The organism is Xenophilus sp. Marseille-Q4582 (assembly GCF_916700565.1).
Taxonomy (GTDB): Bacteria; Pseudomonadota; Gammaproteobacteria; order Burkholderiales; family Burkholderiaceae_C; genus Xenophilus.
Genome location: NZ_CAKAKO010000001.1, coordinates 660823 through 675406 on the forward strand (window position 1 = coordinate 660823; position 14584 = coordinate 675406).

Genomic DNA, 14584 nt, shown 5'->3' on the forward strand with positions numbered 1-14584 from the left:
CATGCGTCTCAAGCACATCGAAGTCTTTAACGCCATCATGCTGACGGGCACCGTGGGGGGCGCGGCGAAGCTCTTGCACGTGACGCAGCCATCGGTGACGCAGGCGCTTGCCCACGCAGAGTTGCAACTTGGCTATCCACTGTTCACGCGCCAGCGCCGCAAGCTGGTGCCGACCAGCGAAGCGCATGCGCTGTACCCCGAAGTGCAGCAACTGATGACGCAGCTGGAAACGGTGCGCCGCATGTCGGTCGCCCTGGGGGGCGACACGGCCACAGGTCTACGACTGCTGATCGTACCTTCGCTCGCCGTACGTGCGCTGCCCGACGCGCTGCGGATCTTTCGCAAGCAGCACCCCGACATGAACGTCTCCATACGCATACAGCACTCCAAGGAGATCACTCAGGCCATCGGCCTTCAAGAGGCTGATGTCGGGATCGTCTATGGGAGCCGGTCCCATCCCGCAGTGCAGGAAGAGCCGATTGCGACAGGGCGGCTCGTTTGCGTCTCGCGCGTGAGAGCGCCTGGGGCTGATCGGCGATCTACCATCACGCTCGAGGAGGTCATGCGCACCCCGTTTATCCGTATCGACGAGCGTGACCCTATCGGGACCATGTTGGCTGAGCAATGGTCAAGGCTGGGGATGGCGCCGCGAGCGAACGTCACGGTGCAGACGCATCACATCGCGATGGTCCTGGCCGAAGAGGGATTCGGCCCTGCCATCCTCGACTCATTCACCGCGCAGGCCTCCAAAAGCAAGCTGCTGCATATCCGCAGCGTTCTGCCAGAGGTGGCCGTGGAGATCAAGGCGCTGTTGCCAAACGGCCAGCGCTCGGCCAGGGCTGTGGAGGACTTTATCCGAGCGTTCCGCGCTGCGACCAGGACCACGCAGATCGCTCAGTCATGTTGACTGACCACCTCCACTGCTCGTTCACACGATCGATTCGGCAAGTTGCCTGCCGACGCTCACCAGAAGAATGGCTAGGCCGCCGCTGCTGGGGCAGCGGGAAAGATGGGCACCACGGCAGGCACCGGGACATCGATCCTGCCCATTGCCCATGCGACGGCTCGGCGCGCGAGTGACGCCGTCGCATCGACAACAGGGACTGGCGAGTTCGCGTCATTCAGAACAACTGGAATCTCCGTGCACCCCAGCACAATCGCCTTGGCGCCGCGCTTGCCCAGCGCGGCTGCCGCTTGAGCAAGGAGCTGTTCACCCAGCTTGGTGTCACCTGCCTTGACGGCTGCGATGCCCGGAGAGACCAGGTCCACCATCTCCCCTGCCGTGGGCAGCAACCAGTTCACGCCGGCGGAACTGGCTGACTTAAGGTTCACATAAAGCCCCGACGCAACTGTGGCATCGGTGGCCAGCAAACCGATCCGATCTGCAGGCCTGCCCAGATAGGTGGCGGCATCCTCTACGGCGGAGTCGACCAGGTGAATCATCGGCACACCCAGCGCCTCCTGCACCGGCTCGTACCAAAGATGAGCCGTGTTGCAGGGAATGACGATGAGACTTGCGCCAGCGTCCAAAAGACGCTTACCGCTCTCGATCATTCCTGGGAGCGGCGACTCGCCTTCACCGAGGAATGCCGCTGTACGGTCGGGCACCTGTGGAATCGACGCAGCGACGAAGGGGATGTGCTCCTGATCCGTCTTCGCCGGCGTCGCTGACAGCAACTTGCTGAGGAAGTCGATGGTGGCCAGCGGGCCCATGCCCCCGAGCACACCCAGCAGACGCTTCGAGATCATTCTGCAGGCTGGTCGGACAGTGCTTGGAGGTTTGCGAGAAGCTCGGCGCTCATCGGCGCATTCAAGTTGATGCCTTTGGGGGGAATGGGCGATTGAAACCACTTGGCGTAGTGCTTCTCGAACTCGCCGCTGGCGATCATGCTGGTGAGCACGCCGTCGACCAGTTTCTTGAATGCAGGATCGTCCTTTCGAAACATGATCGAGTACGGCTCGACCTGCAACGCATCGCCCACCACAGCCAGACTTGCCGGATTGGTTGCGTTATTGATTCGGCCCTTGTGCACTTGAATTTATCTGCACCGCCCCCAACTCGGATTCATGCAAGCAACTGACATGAGATCGTTGAGCCACGAAGCGCGGCATGAGCGCCGGGTTCAGGTCATCCGGCTACGCAAGGCCGGCAACACCTACGACAAGATCGCCGCGCTCACCGGCCTGAGTCGCACAGGCGTCTTCAACATCTGCAAACGCCATGAGGCGCTCGGTGCCAAGGCGCTGCACGACGCCATTGGCGGGCGCAAGCTCGGCGAAAACCGCTTGCTCGACCCCGCCCAGGAGGCCCTGGTGCGCAAGCTCATCGCCGACAAGACGCCCGATCAGCTCAAGATGCCCTACGCGCTGTGGACCCGCGCCGCTGTGGCCCAACTCATCGAACAGCGCTTTGGGCTGCGACTGCAAGTGCGCACCATGGGCAAGTACCTGGCGCGCTGGGGCTTCACGCCGCAAAAGCCGATGAAGAAGGCCTACGAGCAGTCACCGGCGGCGGTCAAGAAGTGGCTCGCCGAGGACTCCCCCGCCATTGCCGCGCGGGCCAAGGCCGAGGGAGCCGAAATTCACTGGGGCGACGAGAGTGGACTGCGCAGCGACGATGTACGCGGCCGTGGTTTTTCGCCCAAGGGCCAGACGCCGGTGGTGCGGGTCAACAACAAGCGCCACAACCTGTCGGTCATCTCCACCGTGACCAACAAAGGGCAGATGCGCTGGCGCATCTTTGACGGGGCGCTCAACACCACAATCCTGATCGACTTCCTGCGCCGGCTGATCAAGGGACAGACCAAGAAGGTGTTCCTGATCCTGGACAACCTGCGGGTGCATCATGCCAAACCGGTCAAGGCCTGGCTGGCCGAGCATGCCGATGCCATCGAGGTGTTCTACCTACCGAGCTATAGCCCGGAGTTGAACCCGGATGAGATGGCCAATGCGGATATCAAGCAGGCGGTCACGAAGCTGGCACCGGCGCGAACGAAGCTGCAACTGGCCAAAGCCACAGCCAAGCACCTTCGCAGCGTGCAACGCCAGCCCGAGCGCATCCGCAAGTACTTCGAGCACGCCACGGTACGCTATGCGGCTTGAGTCAAGTTCATTGAGGCCGGATCAATAGCTTTAATGCCGTAAAGAAGAATGTCGTCCATAGCGAACGCATCTGCCCGACCACTTTCAACCAGCAGCGCCGACTCTCCGTGATCTTTGGCTGCAATCAGGTTGACGTCAAGATTCTGGTCTCGCGCGGCCTTGCGGATCACCAGCATGTTGGTGGTGCCGGTGGTGGAAACTACTTTGCGCCCCTTCAGATCCTGCAAGGACCTTACTGGCGAGTCAGCCTTCACAAGCAAGCGCGTGCCGGTATAGAAGTAGTTGATCGCGAACGCAACTTGCTTGTTCCGGTCGGCGTTGTTGGTGGTGGAGCCGCATTCGACATCCACCGAGCCGTTCTGGATGAGTGCGATGCGGTTCTGAGGCGTGACCGCCTGCGTCTTCACGATCAGATCCGAACGGCCAGTCAGCCTCTTCACTTCATCTGCAATGCGGTTGCAGATCTCGAAGCCAAAGCCGGTGGGCTGGCCGTTGGTGCCCAAGTAGGAGAAAGGAATCGAGGCTTCCCGATACCCAATGGTGAAGACACCCGATGACTTCGCTTTCTCGATGGTCGACGGAGACGATTGGGCCTCAGCAAAGGTCGTGATCGAGAGCGCAACGATGGAGGCGGCGATTGCAGCAGTTGTCTTCATGAGGTTCTCCGAGCTTGTTGAGAGGCTCGAATGCTAGGAGGCCTGCGTAGAAGTGGTGATCGGCTTTTCGCCGCTTTTCATAGGGCCGTCCTATGAAAGTGCGCAGCGCATCTCAGTGCTTCTCAGCCATGGCGGGTCGGGCAACGATGGCCAGATGGACCTCATCGCGGCGCTGCAGTGGGAGAAGTCCGGCATCGCGGCTTTCGGCGGGGACCCCGGCAATGTGACGATCTTCGGCCAGTCGGGCGGTGGCGGGAAGGTCTATTCGCTGATGAATTCGCCGCAGGCGAAGGGCCTGTTCCACAAGGCCATCGGGTGCCCGACGGCCGTTCCCGCACGTAGTGCTAAGTAGTAGCATGCGCGCATGTCCACCCATTCTCCCGGGTCTGTTCCTACAGCCCTGCTGAGATCGTGGCAGGAAGGTTCGGCTCCTGCCATGAAACGTTCGCGTGTTCAGATTCCCCATGTCATTCCGCCGGAATGGCAGATCAGCTTCACGCTGTCGCATGACGGCGCTCCCCATTACGCGACGATCACCCGGGCAGGTTCCTTGATGTGCCGGCTGAGCATCGCCGGCCAGGGTGTGGATCCGGAACAGGCCCGGCAGGAACTGAGGGCAAGGGCCGAGGTCTGGATCAAGATTTACCTCTTGCGACCGCAGAGCGTGTAGGCTTGCGCCAGGAGGCTTGAATGAAGCTCGACAGACCTGATGCGCCGCACACCCAACCGCTTGCGCCGGCAGAGTGGGAGATGGATCTGATCTGCGAGGGCAATCAGTACGTCGCAGAGGTCAAGCGCAAGCTGCAGCCGATGTGCCGGCTCTCGATTGCCGCCCAGGGGCAATCCGAAAGCGAGGCGCGTACCGTGCTGGCCGACAAGGCGCGGGCGTGGATCGCCGAGTACCTGAGCCGCGACCCGACGGGCTCGACGGAATTCGGAAGCCTCTAGAAGCGAGGGCCGCCCGAGCCGCAGGCCTCGTGGATCACCGGCGCGTCTGCCGCAAGTGCCGGTATCGCCGGGCCCCGCGCGGGCAGGGCATACGCCAGCCGGCGTTGCGCACTACGCGAACTCCGCCCGGATTTTCTGCAGCGCCGCGAGCAGGCGATCGTCCCGCGGATCCAGGCCGAGTTCCACCCGCACCTGGACTTCGGCGATCAGCCCACTGAGCTGCGCGAGGGCCTGGGCTGGCCGGGGATGGCTGGCCATGACGGCGGCCAAGGCCATGCGCAGGGCCTCGGCCTCCTCGGGATCGGTCATCGGTACCCTCCCCGGGCGGCTGGCCTGCCACGGACTGCCGCAAGCCCGGCCGTCGCGCTGCGGCGACGCGCATGAGCGGATGGCCCCGGCGCCCCTTGCGGCAGGTGCCGTCCCGCGTTGGATCGGTAGAGCAAAGGCATGGCAGGGGGCGAGAGGCTGGCTGGCACGGCAGGCGGCAAGCGGCATACCCGTGATCCGGCCCCTGCCTTGCCGGCAGCAGGCGCGGATGCGCGCACCTGCAAGCCCTGGTGCCATCGGCCTACCGGACGTGGCCCGGACGGCCCGGCATGCTTGCGTGCTCGAAGCTGCGGGCCGGCCGCAGCGTCCGCGCCGCCTGCGGGCCATGGAGCCGGGCAGAGCCGCCAAAGGACGCCACCGATGACATCGACTTTCCGCACCGCTGCGCAGCCCCTGTGGCGCGCCGTCGCCCGCCGCCTGTGGGGCGGCGAGGCCGCGGACGCGACCGTCGGCGCCTGCACCCTGTCCCGCCTGGCCTGGACGCCGGACGCCTCCGGGCACGCGGTGCTGCGCATGGCCGAGCTGGAACTGCACGATGTCCGATTGCGCGGTCCCGGCTTCGTCCTGCGGGCAGAGCTGATCCGCATCGAAGGCCTGCAGGTGCGGCCTTTCGCCATGCAGGCCGCGCACGCCGGCGCCTGGCTGCAGGCCGACCGTGTGGTGCTGACCCAGGCGTGCGCGCAGGCGGAGCTGGCGCCGCCAGCGGTGTCCGCGCCCCTACCGCCGGCGCGCGGCGACTGGCAGCTCGAACCCCTGGGCGCCGCCACGGGCGAGCTGACGGGCCGCATCACGGATGCGCACCTGTTCTTCGACGCCACGGTGCGCGTCGGGCTGCGCGACGGCCGGATCGACTTCAATGACGCCACGGTGGCCCATGTGGGGCCCGACTCGCGCATGGGCGTGGCGCGCATGGGGCTGTACGTGGACGCACCCCACGGCCGCAGCTATCTCTATCAGTTCGCCTCGCCGCCGCTCGCGGGGGTCGACTACGAGCGCCGCGGCGCGCTGCTCAATTCCTGGGTCTCCGACCGCGGCCGCATCTGGCTGCAGCCGCTGGCCGAGGCCCTGCTGCGCCAGTCGCTGGGGGGCCTGGCGCAGGGCCTGACGGAACAGGCCCGCCTGCTGCTGCAGCGCACGAGCCTGCGCGGCCACCTGCAACTGGGCGAGGGGTGGGTGAAGCTGCCCGGCCTGTCGCTGCGCCTGAGCGGCCGCGCCGACGGCGCGAACAGCTTGCGCCTGCAGGCCCAGGAGGTGGGCGAAGGCGCGTCGGTGCACTTCGGCCGGCTGCAGGCCCAGGACCTTTGCGCCACGGCCGCTGGGCAGTCCGTGCACCTCGACCGGCTCCAGGCGAGGGGGCAGCTGGCGCTGCGCCTGCCTGCGATGCCCGGGCAGCTCGAACTCAGGCTGGAAGCCTGCGAACTCACGCAACTGCGCCTGAACGGCGCGCCGGCCTGAGGCGTGCCGCGGCTTCGGTCTCAGCCGGGCGGGGTGTCCGTGGCGGGCGCGGGCGAGGGCGCATGCCCTTGCGCCAGGAAGTCGCAGATCAGGCCCGACACCTTCACCGGCTGTTCGTGGTGCAGCCAGTGCGTGGCATCGGCCAGGCGCACCAGTTCTGCGTTGTCGCAGCGCTGCAGGGCGGCATCGGCCAGGCCCGGTTCGAGCGCGGTGTCGCGATCGCCCCAGATCACGAGCGTGGGCGCCTGCACGCGGCCGGGATGGGGCCGCGCGAGCACCAGCGCCCGGTACACGCTGAGCATCGCGGTCAGCGCGCCGGGCTGCGCCCAGGCGGCCCGGTAGGCGGCCAGCAGATCGGCGCCGAAGGTCTTCGGGCGGCTCGTGTGCGTCAGCGCACGGGTCGGCAAGGCGAAATCGCCCGCGCTCAGCACGGCCTCCGGCAGCAGCGGCAGCTGGAAGAAGCCGACATACCCGCTGCGCAGCCACTGGAACGGGTGGGTCCACAGATAGGCCCCCATCGCCGCGGGATGCGGTGCGTTGAGGATGACCAGCCGCTCCACCTTGCCGGGCCGGGCCGACGCAAGCTGCCAGGCCACGATGCCGCCCCAGTCATGCCCGACCAGCGAGAAGCGGCTGGCGCCCAGCCTTTCCGCCACCTCCTCGACATCGGCGGCCAGCCGGTCCAGCGCATAGGCCCGCAGTCCGCGCGGCCGCTCGGAGCTGCCGCAGCCGCGCTGGTCGACGGCGGCCACGCGCCAGCCGCAGGCGACCAGGGGCGCGATGTGGCGCTCCCAGGCCTGCCAGGTTTCGGGAAAGCCATGGAGCAGCAGCACCAGCGGTGCCTGCGCATCGCCGGCCAGCGCGACATGCAGCGTCAGCGTCTGCAGGCGCAGCATCCGGTGTTCGATCGGCGGCATGGCGGGGTCTCCGGGCACATGTGAGACGGGAAGGCGCGCGCGGGTGCGCGCAGGCCGCATCCCCGGGTCGCGCTCAGCGCTGCCCGCGGCTGTCGATGCCGTGGCCGTCCGGGGCGTCGGGGTCGCTGGGCCGGTTGGTCGGTGCCAGTTGTTCCGCGGGCGGGGCGACGCGGCCGCTGTCGCCCCCGCGCGCCTCGGTCGTGCCTGCGCTGCGCCGCGCCTTGGCGCGGCCGCTGTAGATTTCCTCATCGTCGAAATCCAGCGCTGGCCTTCCCTCGCCGCCGCCGCTGACCACCTGCCCGCCGGGCAGCATGGCATCGTCGTGAAGAGGGGTGGCGTCGGATCGTTTCGGATCGGGCATGGCGAGCTCCTGGCGCAGCGGAAAGCCCCAGTGTTCCGCCTTCGCGGGTGAAAGGCGTCATCCAATGCCGATGCGCGAAGTGGGAGAGGCCGCGCGCCAGGCCGGCCACGGCGGTCCTGGGACGCGGCGCCTTGGGCGGCGGAAAGGCGGGGCCGGATGCCGGAGCCGGCGGCAAGGTCCGGTTCTCAGGCAAGGAAGGACTGCCGCCACCCCGCGGGCGCTTTCCATTCGGCAAGAAGAAGAATGACGCCTCGGTCGGACGTCCTGCTTCCGGGCATGCCGCAGGCCGAGCATGCCAGGTCGGGCAGCAGTCAGGACAGGCGCACTTCGAAATACGCCGCGCCCAGCTCGGGCAGCTTCTCGAGGCCGGCCGCGCTCGCGGCTTCGTAGGCGGCCGACCAGTCGCTGGCCAGCCGCAGCATGTCGGGGCTCACGCGTTCGGTGGGCGAGGCGGCCACCTTCTGGTAGGCCCGCACGGCATCCTCGAGCCGGTCGCCCAGCCGCCGGTCCAGCTCGCGCCGGAAGCGGTGGATCGCCTGCACGATGGCGTCGACGTGGCCGTGGGGATAGTCCTGGAGGGTGACGGTGAGAGCCATGGTGTGCGGTGCGCGCGCAGGGGCTGGCTCAGCCGGCGCGGTCGATCCGGCGGACCGGGTTCAAGGACGGCGGCCAGCAGGTCATGGGGCGACCCCGGGCGCGGGGAAATCGGTGGGCGCAGGGGCCTGCACGGGCTGCGGCGGGCTTTCGGGCGGGCTGTGATGCGGCAGGTCCTGCGCCGGCATGTCGGGCTCCGGGTTGGGCTGCTCGCCGGGCAAGGTGGCCATGGGGATCTCCTTCGCTTGACGGTAGGCCATCGGGCCCGCGGCAGCCGTAGGCGTCTTCTGTCGCCGCCTGTAGGCCCCGGCTTGGGCGGTTGCGGGCCCCGCAGCGCCGCGGGCGCCGCTGCCGTCCGACGGCGCGAGCCCCGTCCGGCAGGCTAGGGTGGCGCCATGACCGACCCCACCAAGACCTCCAAGCCCGTGCCCGTGTCCTCCAGCCGTAACGGCTTCCTGAACGCGCGCACGACCACCCTCCTGGCCGTGATCGTCGCCGTTGTGCTGATCGCGATCTTCGTGCCCTGGTAATCGCTTGCGCCGCCGTGCGCGGGGCCGGCGGCCTGGCCGCCGCGCTAGATCTGGTTGCGCATCGCCTGCGCCGCTTCGCGCAGCACGGGCAGCACGCGCGCCACCGCGTCCTTGCTGAGCTCCTGGCCCATCGGCATGGTGATGTTCAGCGCGCCGACCAGGGCGCCGTGCCGGTCGCGCAGCGGCACCGCGATGCCGCGCGAGTTCAGGTCCAGCTGCTGTTCCGACAGCGCCCAGCCCTGTGCGCGGATGCGCGCGAATTCCTGCTTCAGCGTGTTCTTGTCGGCGATGGTGAAGGAGGTGAAGACCTTGAGTTCGTGCGTGGCCAGCCAGTGCGCGACCGCGTCGTCGTCGCGCAGCGCCAGCATCAGCATGCCCGAAGCCGTGACCTGTGCCGGCACGCGCGCGCCCAGCACGTAGCCCGTGTTCATGCTGCGGTTGGGGCCGTTGCGCGCGATGTAGACCACGTCGTCTCCGTCGAGCACGCTGAGGTAGGCCGTCTCGTGCGTGCCCGCCGTCACGCGCTGCAGGAAGGGCTGCACGATGCGCGGCAGCCGCGCCGATTCGAGGTACGACTGCCCGAGGCGCAGCACCCGCGGCGTCAGCCAGAACAGCTTGCCGTCGCTGGCCACGTAGCCCATGTGCTGCAGGGTGAGCAGGTAGCGGCGTGCGGCGGTGCGCGTCATGCCGGTGCGCTGGCCGGCTTCGCTGGCCGTCATGCGCGGGTGCGCGTCGTCGAAGGACTCGATGATGCTCAGGCCGCGCTCCAGCCCGGCGATCCAGTCGCGCCGGTCCAGGCCGGCGGGCACGCTGCCCTGCGCGGCGGCCCCCGGGGCCGGGCCGGCCCGGTCCGGCAGGGGGTCGGAGGAAGAGGGAAGGTCCATGGGGGGGCAGAGAGAGCGGCGGCCGCGCGGCGCCGGCCGGTGCAGAGAGAGGGTGTTGCGACGCGTTCGCTGATCGACCGATCATGCCCGTTCATCGCGCACGGCGGCAAGCCCGGCCGGCTGGCACGGCGGCGCGGCGGCGCGGCGGGCGCGCTTTCGGTGCGATCATCGGCGGCATCCACCCCTCGGCCGCATCCTGCGGGCGGCGCCCCGCGCGCCCGCGCCGACCCGGCCCACGCAGACTTCCAAGGCTTCCCATGACGGACATTCCCGGCAACACCGACCTTTACCTGATCCCGGGCGATCCGGTCATCAACGTGCGCCTGCCGCGCATGTGCAACGCCGTGTTCGAGCGCTGCGCCATCAACGCCGTGATGCTGCCGGTGCAGGTGCGCGCACGCGACTTCGCGGTCTGGCTCAAGGCCAGCTTCCTGGCGCGCAACGTCAAGGGCATGGTGATCGCGCCGCCGCACAAGCCGCTGGCGGTGGACCTGCTCGACGGCTGCGGCCTGTTCGCGCGCGTGGCCGGCTCGGTCAACGTGATCCGCCGCACGCACACCGGCGACCTGGAAGGCGATCTGTTCGACGGCGAAGGCATCGTGGGCGCGCTGGACCGCTTCGGCATGGCCTTTCGCGGCCAGCGCGTGCTGATCCTGGGCGCGGGCGTGAGCGCGGCGGCCATCGGTGTATCGCTGGCCGAAGGCGGCGGCGACAACGGCGCGCGCCACATCGCCTTCTACGACCCGGCGCCGGGCAAGGCGGCCGGCGTGGCGGCACGCATCGACGCCGCCTTCGACACGCGCGTGAGCGTGGCCGCCAGCGCCGACCCGGCCGACTACGACCTGGTCATCAACGCCACCTCGGTGGGCCTGAAGCCCGAAGACGAGCTGCCTTGCGACGTGGGGCGCATGGCGCCGCATGCGGCCCTGTTCGACATCCTGCTGCGCAACCAGCCCACGCCGCTGGTGCAGGCGGCCCGGGCGCGCGGCCTGCGCGCCGAACCGGGCTTCGAGATGCTGATCCAACAGATGTCGCATTACATGGACTACTTCGGCCTCGAGGAAGCGGCCGAATTCGTGCGCCAGGATTGCGACTTCCTGCGCGAACTGATCTACCCCGCCGCCCTGGCCGGCGAAATCCACCGCCCCGTGCGCCACATCGGGGCCTGAGAAGGTGTGACCGCCCCCATGCCCGCTCATCCCGGCAGAACTGCCCGAGTGTGGCACGCCCTCATCGTGGCAGATGCTCGTCATGGCGGGGGCCATGGCTGTGCTTCGCGCCTCGATCGCGCACTCCTGGACGGTCCGTTCGGCCACGCCGGATTCATCCGCACGTTCTGAGTAACCGTCTTTGAAGTCAAGCGCCGTGAAGCGATTTATCCCAATGTTTGCCGGTTCGGGCCATGGCGTTGAGCGTGGTCAACAGCTTGCGCATGCAGGCGACCAGGGCGACCTTGGGCAGCTTGCCCGCGGCCTTCAATCGCTCGTAGAAGGTCTTGATGGCCGGGTTGTAGCGTGTGGCTGTCAGCGTGGCCATGTACAGCACGCGCCGGACCTCAAAGCGTCCGCCCTGCACGCGCCTTCGCCCCTTGCTGCTGCCCGAGTCGTTGGCCATGGGCGCCACGCCCACCAGCGCAGCGATCTCGCGTCGATTCAGCTTGCCCAGCTCTGGCAGTTCGGCAATCAGCGTCGCACGGGCCCCCGGGCGGATCCCCGCCGTGGACTGCAACAAGCTGTTCAGCTCTGCGAAGTGCTCGCGCACGTGGGTGAGCATCTGCGCCTCGATCTCGTCGAGCTGTGCTTTGATTGCCGCCACGATCGCATCGATGCTGACGTGCAGCTTCTTGGGTGTGATCTGCAGCCGCTGGCGCTCCGGATGCATCATGGTCAACAGCTGACGCCTGCGCGTGACCAGGGCTGCCAGCCACTGCTGGCGCTCGTCGGCCAGCGGGCGCAGGAAACGCTCCAGGTCCTCACGGCGTACCAGCACCGCCGCCAGTTCGGCCAGCATGCGCGCGTCCACCGCATCGGTCTTGGCCAGACGGCCCATGGACTTGGCAAACTCGCGTGCCTGGCGCGCCTTGACCACGGCCACGCGCAGGCCCGCCGCCTGCCGCGCACAGGCCAGCGCCGCCTCGTAACCGCCGGTGGCCTCCATCACCACCAGGCCCACGCCCACAGGCAGCAGCATCGCCGCCAGCGCCGAATGGCCTTCGGCATCGTTGTTCAACCGCTGGGCTTCGCTCTTGGCACCCAGCACACAGACATCCACGTGCGCCTTGGCCACGTCGATGCCCACCGTCACTGACAAAACAGACATGATCTCCAGAACCCTTGCTTGTGCATGCGCACTCATCGAAGGCGCGCGTAACCGTTCGGGCTTGACGGAGACCAGCGCGGCGGCCGTGCGTTCTGTACTCAGAAACGGGCTCGATCACCCCAGCCGCTACCAAACTGCACGGGCCGGTCTGGCCGCCTCAACGGCGGTCAGACTCTACCGCGCTGGTCTGGTTTAAAGATACAAGCGCTCCGGGCAGTGCCTGGGCACCGCAGCAGACGCCTGGGCGATCCCGCCAGCCCTCTTTCGGGCCTAGGGCAAACCCTTTGAATGCGCGATTGTTGAACCTCTGCGTTCGATGATCGCACGCGGCCTACCGGCGCATCGTTGTGGGCCTGCAGGGGGGATTTCTACAGTTCCGCCCATGCCTTCCCCTTGTGCCCGCGGGTCTTCGTTCCGCTTCGCATGCCCGACGCCGCGCACCGCTGCGGCGGCCGGCCCCATGGCGCCGCAGCGCTGAGCCGGGGCCGACGCCATGCATCGTTCCATCGCCACCGTCTCCCTGAGCGGCACCCTGCGCGAGAAGCTGGAAGCCATCGCGGCCGCCGGCTTCGACGGCTTCGAGCTCTTCGAAGCCGACTTCATCCACTTCCCGGGGTCCGCCGCCGAACTGGGCCGCATCGCCGGCGACCTGGGCCTGTCCATCGACCTGTACCAGCCCTTCCGCGACTTCGAGGGCATGCCCGAGGCGCAGTTCCGCCGCAGCCTGGAGCGCGCCGAGCGCAAGTTCGACGTCATGCAGGCCATGGGCGCGTCGCTGGTGCTGTGCTGCTCCAACACCTCGCCGCTGGTGAAGGACGACCTGGCGCTGGCCGCCGCGCAGTTGCACGAACTGGCCGAGCGCGCCGCGCGCCGCGGCCTGCGCGTGGGCTTCGAGGCGCTGGCCTGGGGCCGCGTGACCTCGCGCTACGGCCAGGCCTGGGACCTCGTGCGGCGCGCCGATCACCCGAGCCTGGGCCTGATCCTGGACAGCTTCCACACCTTGTCGCTCAACGACGATCCGCGCGGCATCCTGGAGATTCCGGGCGAGAAGCTCTTCTTCGTGCAGATGGCCGATGCGCCGCTGCTGGCCATGGACGTGCTGCAATGGGCGCGCCACCACCGCAGCTTCCCGGGGCAGGGCGACTTCGACTGCGTGGGCTTCTTCGAGCTGGCGCTGCGCGCGGGCTACACCGGCCCGCTGTCGCTGGAAATCTTCAACGACGTGTTCCGCGAGACGCCCAACCGCCGCACGGCCGTGGACGCGATGCGCTCGCTGCTGTGGCTGGAAAGCCAGGTGCGCGAGCGGCTGGGCGCGGTGGCCGAGGCCCCGGCAGCGCCCGCGACGCCGGCGCCGGCCGTCCCGCTCTTCAGCCCGCCGCCCGCGCCGGCGCTGCAGGGCATCGGCTTCCTGGAATTCGCCGTCGACGCGCCGGCCGCCGAGCGCCTGGACGGCACGCTGCGCCAGCTGGGCTTCGCGCGCGTCGGCCGGCACCGCTCCAAGGCCGTCACGCTGTACCGCCAGGGCGACATCCATTTCATCGTCAACGCGCAGCCCGATTCCTTTGCCAGCGAGCGTTTCGCACTGCACGGCACCTCGGTCTGCGCGCTGGGCCTGCAGGCGCAGGACCCCGAGGCCGCCGCCGCGCGCGCCACCGCCATGTGCTCGCAGCGGCACGACAGCCCGCGCGGTCCGGGCGAGCTGGCGCTGCCGGCCATCGTGGCGCCGGGCGGCAATCTCCTGCACTTCATGCCGGGCGACCAGCCCGCCGCCGCGCTGTTGCTCGCGGATTTCGTGACCGACGAGGCCGCCGGTGCCGGGGGCGCGGTCCCTGGCCATGGCCTGAAAGCCGTGGACCATGTGGCGCTGGGCCTGGCGCTGGACCAGCTGGACACCTGGGTGCTGTTCTCGCGCGCCGTCCTCGGCCTCATCCCGGGCGAAAGCCTGGAACTGGCCGACCCCTTCGGCCTGGTGCGCAGCCGCGGCGTGGCCGATGCCGGACGCCGCGTGCGCCTGGTGCTCAATGCCTCGCTGAGCCAGCGCACGCACACCGCGCGCACGCTCACGCGCACCGGCGGCGGCGCGGTGCACCACATCGCCCTGCGCTGCGACGACATCTTCGCCACGGTGCAGAAGCTGCGCGCGGCCGGCGTGCGCTTCGTGCCCATCTCGGGCAACTACTACGACGACCTGCCCACCCGCATCGAGCTGGACGAGGCCTTCGTCGCACGCCTGCGCGCGGCGGGCATCCTGTTCGACCGGTCGGCCGCGGGCGACTACCTGCACATCTACACCGAAAGCCTCGAGCAGGGGCTGTTCTTCGAGGTGGTGCAGCGCATCGACGGCTACGACGCCTACGGCGCCGCCAATGCGCCGGCGCGCATGGCTTCGCAGGCCCTGCAGTCGCACGGATTCCCGCCTCCCGTTTCCCTCCCGCCTTCCCCTGTTCCCCCGCGCGGGCCTGCCCGCCACGATTGATCCTCATCGCAGACG

The 14584-nt window shown here is 68.5% G+C and carries 18 protein-coding genes and 1 pseudogene; 9 read left to right on the forward strand and 10 right to left on the reverse strand.

Features of this window, described 5'->3' with window-relative positions:
- The first annotated feature begins 1 nt into the window (after nt 1).
- Complete coding sequence (locus tag LG388_RS03065; RefSeq protein ID WP_225781362.1) at nt 2–907, forward strand: LysR family transcriptional regulator; 906 nt, start codon at nt 2–4, stop codon at nt 905–907.
- A gap of 71 nt (nt 908–978) precedes the next feature.
- On the opposite strand, the gene LG388_RS03070 is transcribed toward LG388_RS03065, so the two are convergent.
- Together LG388_RS03070 and LG388_RS03075 are read right to left on the reverse strand one after the other, a co-directional pair.
- A complete protein-coding gene (locus LG388_RS03070; protein WP_225781363.1) occupies nt 979–1749 on the reverse strand; it encodes an aspartate/glutamate racemase family protein in 771 nt (256 codons plus the stop codon).
- Nucleotides 1746–2012, reverse strand: a pseudogene (locus LG388_RS03075) (transporter substrate-binding domain-containing protein); the annotation flags it as partial. The pseudogene LG388_RS03075 and the gene LG388_RS03070, both read right to left, overlap by 4 nt.
- Nucleotides 2013–2067: 55 nt before the next feature.
- Between LG388_RS03075 and LG388_RS03080 the strand changes: the two are divergent.
- Nucleotides 2068–3102: an IS630 family transposase gene (locus tag LG388_RS03080; protein WP_225781364.1), complete on the forward strand. Its 1035-nt coding sequence runs from the start codon at nt 2068–2070 to the stop codon at nt 3100–3102.
- Here the strand turns inward: LG388_RS03080 and LG388_RS03085 are convergent.
- Complete coding sequence (locus LG388_RS03085; RefSeq protein ID WP_225781365.1) at nt 3090–3758, reverse strand: amino acid ABC transporter substrate-binding protein; 669 nt, start codon at nt 3756–3758, stop codon at nt 3090–3092. The genes LG388_RS03080 and LG388_RS03085 overlap by 13 nt on opposite strands.
- A 115-nt stretch (nt 3759–3873) precedes the next feature.
- On the opposite strand from LG388_RS03085, the gene LG388_RS03090 reads away from it, so the two are divergent.
- The 3 genes from LG388_RS03090 (at nt 3874) to LG388_RS03100 (ending at nt 4706) form a co-directional block, all read left to right on the forward strand.
- Nucleotides 3874–4110 carry a carboxylesterase family protein gene (locus LG388_RS03090; RefSeq protein ID WP_370630103.1) on the forward strand — a complete coding sequence of 79 codons (237 nt, stop codon included), beginning with the start codon at nt 3874–3876 and terminating at the stop codon, nt 4108–4110.
- Nucleotides 4111–4194: 84 nt separating this feature from the next.
- Nucleotides 4195–4428 carry a hypothetical protein gene (locus LG388_RS03095; RefSeq protein WP_225781366.1) on the forward strand — a complete coding sequence of 78 codons (234 nt, stop codon included), beginning with the start codon at nt 4195–4197 and terminating at the stop codon, nt 4426–4428.
- 20 nt (nt 4429–4448) lie between these two features.
- Nucleotides 4449–4706 (forward strand): hypothetical protein, encoded by a 258-nt coding sequence (locus LG388_RS03100; RefSeq protein WP_225781367.1) that lies wholly within the window; start codon nt 4449–4451, stop codon nt 4704–4706.
- Between the two features lie 111 nt (nt 4707–4817).
- Here LG388_RS03100 and LG388_RS03105 read toward each other — a convergent pair whose 3' ends face one another.
- Nucleotides 4818–5015 carry a hypothetical protein gene (locus LG388_RS03105; protein ID WP_225781368.1) on the reverse strand — a complete coding sequence of 66 codons (198 nt, stop codon included), beginning with the start codon at nt 5013–5015 and terminating at the stop codon, nt 4818–4820.
- A gap of 378 nt (nt 5016–5393) precedes the next feature.
- On the opposite strand from LG388_RS03105, the gene LG388_RS03110 reads away from it, so the two are divergent.
- The gene (locus LG388_RS03110; protein ID WP_225781369.1) at nt 5394–6488 is read left to right on the forward strand and encodes a hypothetical protein; all 1095 of its coding nucleotides are present in this window, start codon (nt 5394–5396) and stop codon (nt 6486–6488) included.
- 20 nt (nt 6489–6508) lie between these two features.
- Here LG388_RS03110 and LG388_RS03115 read toward each other — a convergent pair whose 3' ends face one another.
- From LG388_RS03115 to LG388_RS03130, 4 genes are all read right to left on the reverse strand, one after another.
- The gene (locus tag LG388_RS03115) at nt 6509–7405 is read right to left on the reverse strand and encodes an alpha/beta fold hydrolase (protein ID WP_225781370.1); all 897 of its coding nucleotides are present in this window, start codon (nt 7403–7405) and stop codon (nt 6509–6511) included.
- Nucleotides 7406–7478: 73 nt separating this feature from the next.
- Complete coding sequence (locus LG388_RS03120; RefSeq protein WP_225781371.1) at nt 7479–7766, reverse strand: hypothetical protein; 288 nt, start codon at nt 7764–7766, stop codon at nt 7479–7481.
- 311 nt (nt 7767–8077) lie between these two features.
- Entirely contained in the window at nt 8078–8362 is a 285-nt protein-coding gene (locus tag LG388_RS03125; RefSeq protein ID WP_225781372.1) for a hypothetical protein, read from the reverse strand.
- Between the two features lie 81 nt (nt 8363–8443).
- Entirely contained in the window at nt 8444–8590 is a 147-nt protein-coding gene (locus tag LG388_RS03130; RefSeq protein ID WP_225781373.1) for a hypothetical protein, read from the reverse strand.
- 165 nt (nt 8591–8755) lie between these two features.
- Between LG388_RS03130 and LG388_RS26620 the strand changes: the two genes are divergently transcribed.
- Nucleotides 8756–8890: a hypothetical protein gene (locus LG388_RS26620; protein WP_255632133.1), complete on the forward strand. Its 135-nt coding sequence runs from the start codon at nt 8756–8758 to the stop codon at nt 8888–8890.
- Between the two features lie 44 nt (nt 8891–8934).
- Here the strand turns inward: LG388_RS26620 and LG388_RS03135 are convergent, their stop codons facing one another.
- Nucleotides 8935–9774, reverse strand: a complete 840-nt coding sequence (locus LG388_RS03135; protein WP_225781374.1) for an IclR family transcriptional regulator C-terminal domain-containing protein — start codon at nt 9772–9774, stop codon at nt 8935–8937.
- Nucleotides 9775–10031: 257 nt separating this feature from the next.
- On the opposite strand from LG388_RS03135, the gene LG388_RS03140 reads away from it, so the two are divergent.
- A complete protein-coding gene (locus tag LG388_RS03140) occupies nt 10032–10943 on the forward strand; it encodes a shikimate dehydrogenase (protein WP_225781375.1) in 912 nt (303 codons plus the stop codon).
- A 187-nt stretch (nt 10944–11130) separates the two neighbouring features.
- Here LG388_RS03140 and LG388_RS03145 read toward each other — a convergent pair whose 3' ends face one another.
- The gene (locus LG388_RS03145; protein WP_225781376.1) at nt 11131–12093 is read right to left on the reverse strand and encodes an IS110 family transposase; all 963 of its coding nucleotides are present in this window, start codon (nt 12091–12093) and stop codon (nt 11131–11133) included.
- 493 nt (nt 12094–12586) lie between these two features.
- Between LG388_RS03145 and LG388_RS03150 the strand changes: the two genes are divergently transcribed.
- Entirely contained in the window at nt 12587–14569 is a 1983-nt protein-coding gene (locus tag LG388_RS03150; RefSeq protein WP_225781377.1) for a bifunctional sugar phosphate isomerase/epimerase/4-hydroxyphenylpyruvate dioxygenase family protein, read from the forward strand.
- Nucleotides 14570–14584: the final 15 nt, after the last annotated feature.

What these genes read in the sequence shown, in the direction of transcription:
- LG388_RS03065 (WP_225781362.1), top strand. Translation starts at nt 2, where the DNA reads ATGCGTCTCAAGCACATCGAAGTCTTTAACGCCATCATGCTGACGGGC.
- LG388_RS03070 (WP_225781363.1), bottom strand. Translation starts at nt 1,749, where the DNA reads ATGATCTCGAAGCGTCTGCTGGGTGTGCTCGGGGGCATGGGCCCGCTG.
- LG388_RS03080 (WP_225781364.1), top strand. Translation starts at nt 2,068, where the DNA reads ATGCAAGCAACTGACATGAGATCGTTGAGCCACGAAGCGCGGCATGAG.
- LG388_RS03085 (WP_225781365.1), bottom strand. Translation starts at nt 3,758, where the DNA reads ATGAAGACAACTGCTGCAATCGCCGCCTCCATCGTTGCGCTCTCGATC.
- LG388_RS03095 (WP_225781366.1), top strand. Translation starts at nt 4,195, where the DNA reads ATGAAACGTTCGCGTGTTCAGATTCCCCATGTCATTCCGCCGGAATGG.
- LG388_RS03100 (WP_225781367.1), top strand. Translation starts at nt 4,449, where the DNA reads ATGAAGCTCGACAGACCTGATGCGCCGCACACCCAACCGCTTGCGCCG.
- LG388_RS03105 (WP_225781368.1), bottom strand. Translation starts at nt 5,015, where the DNA reads ATGACCGATCCCGAGGAGGCCGAGGCCCTGCGCATGGCCTTGGCCGCC.
- LG388_RS03110 (WP_225781369.1), top strand. Translation starts at nt 5,394, where the DNA reads ATGACATCGACTTTCCGCACCGCTGCGCAGCCCCTGTGGCGCGCCGTC.
- LG388_RS03115 (WP_225781370.1), bottom strand. Translation starts at nt 7,405, where the DNA reads ATGCCGCCGATCGAACACCGGATGCTGCGCCTGCAGACGCTGACGCTG.
- LG388_RS03120 (WP_225781371.1), bottom strand. Translation starts at nt 7,766, where the DNA reads ATGCCCGATCCGAAACGATCCGACGCCACCCCTCTTCACGACGATGCC.
- LG388_RS03125 (WP_225781372.1), bottom strand. Translation starts at nt 8,362, where the DNA reads ATGGCTCTCACCGTCACCCTCCAGGACTATCCCCACGGCCACGTCGAC.
- LG388_RS03130 (WP_225781373.1), bottom strand. Translation starts at nt 8,590, where the DNA reads ATGGCCACCTTGCCCGGCGAGCAGCCCAACCCGGAGCCCGACATGCCG.
- LG388_RS26620 (WP_255632133.1), top strand. Translation starts at nt 8,756, where the DNA reads ATGACCGACCCCACCAAGACCTCCAAGCCCGTGCCCGTGTCCTCCAGC.
- LG388_RS03135 (WP_225781374.1), bottom strand. Translation starts at nt 9,774, where the DNA reads ATGGACCTTCCCTCTTCCTCCGACCCCCTGCCGGACCGGGCCGGCCCG.
- LG388_RS03140 (WP_225781375.1), top strand. Translation starts at nt 10,032, where the DNA reads ATGACGGACATTCCCGGCAACACCGACCTTTACCTGATCCCGGGCGAT.
- LG388_RS03145 (WP_225781376.1), bottom strand. Translation starts at nt 12,093, where the DNA reads ATGTCTGTTTTGTCAGTGACGGTGGGCATCGACGTGGCCAAGGCGCAC.
- LG388_RS03150 (WP_225781377.1), top strand. Translation starts at nt 12,587, where the DNA reads ATGCATCGTTCCATCGCCACCGTCTCCCTGAGCGGCACCCTGCGCGAG.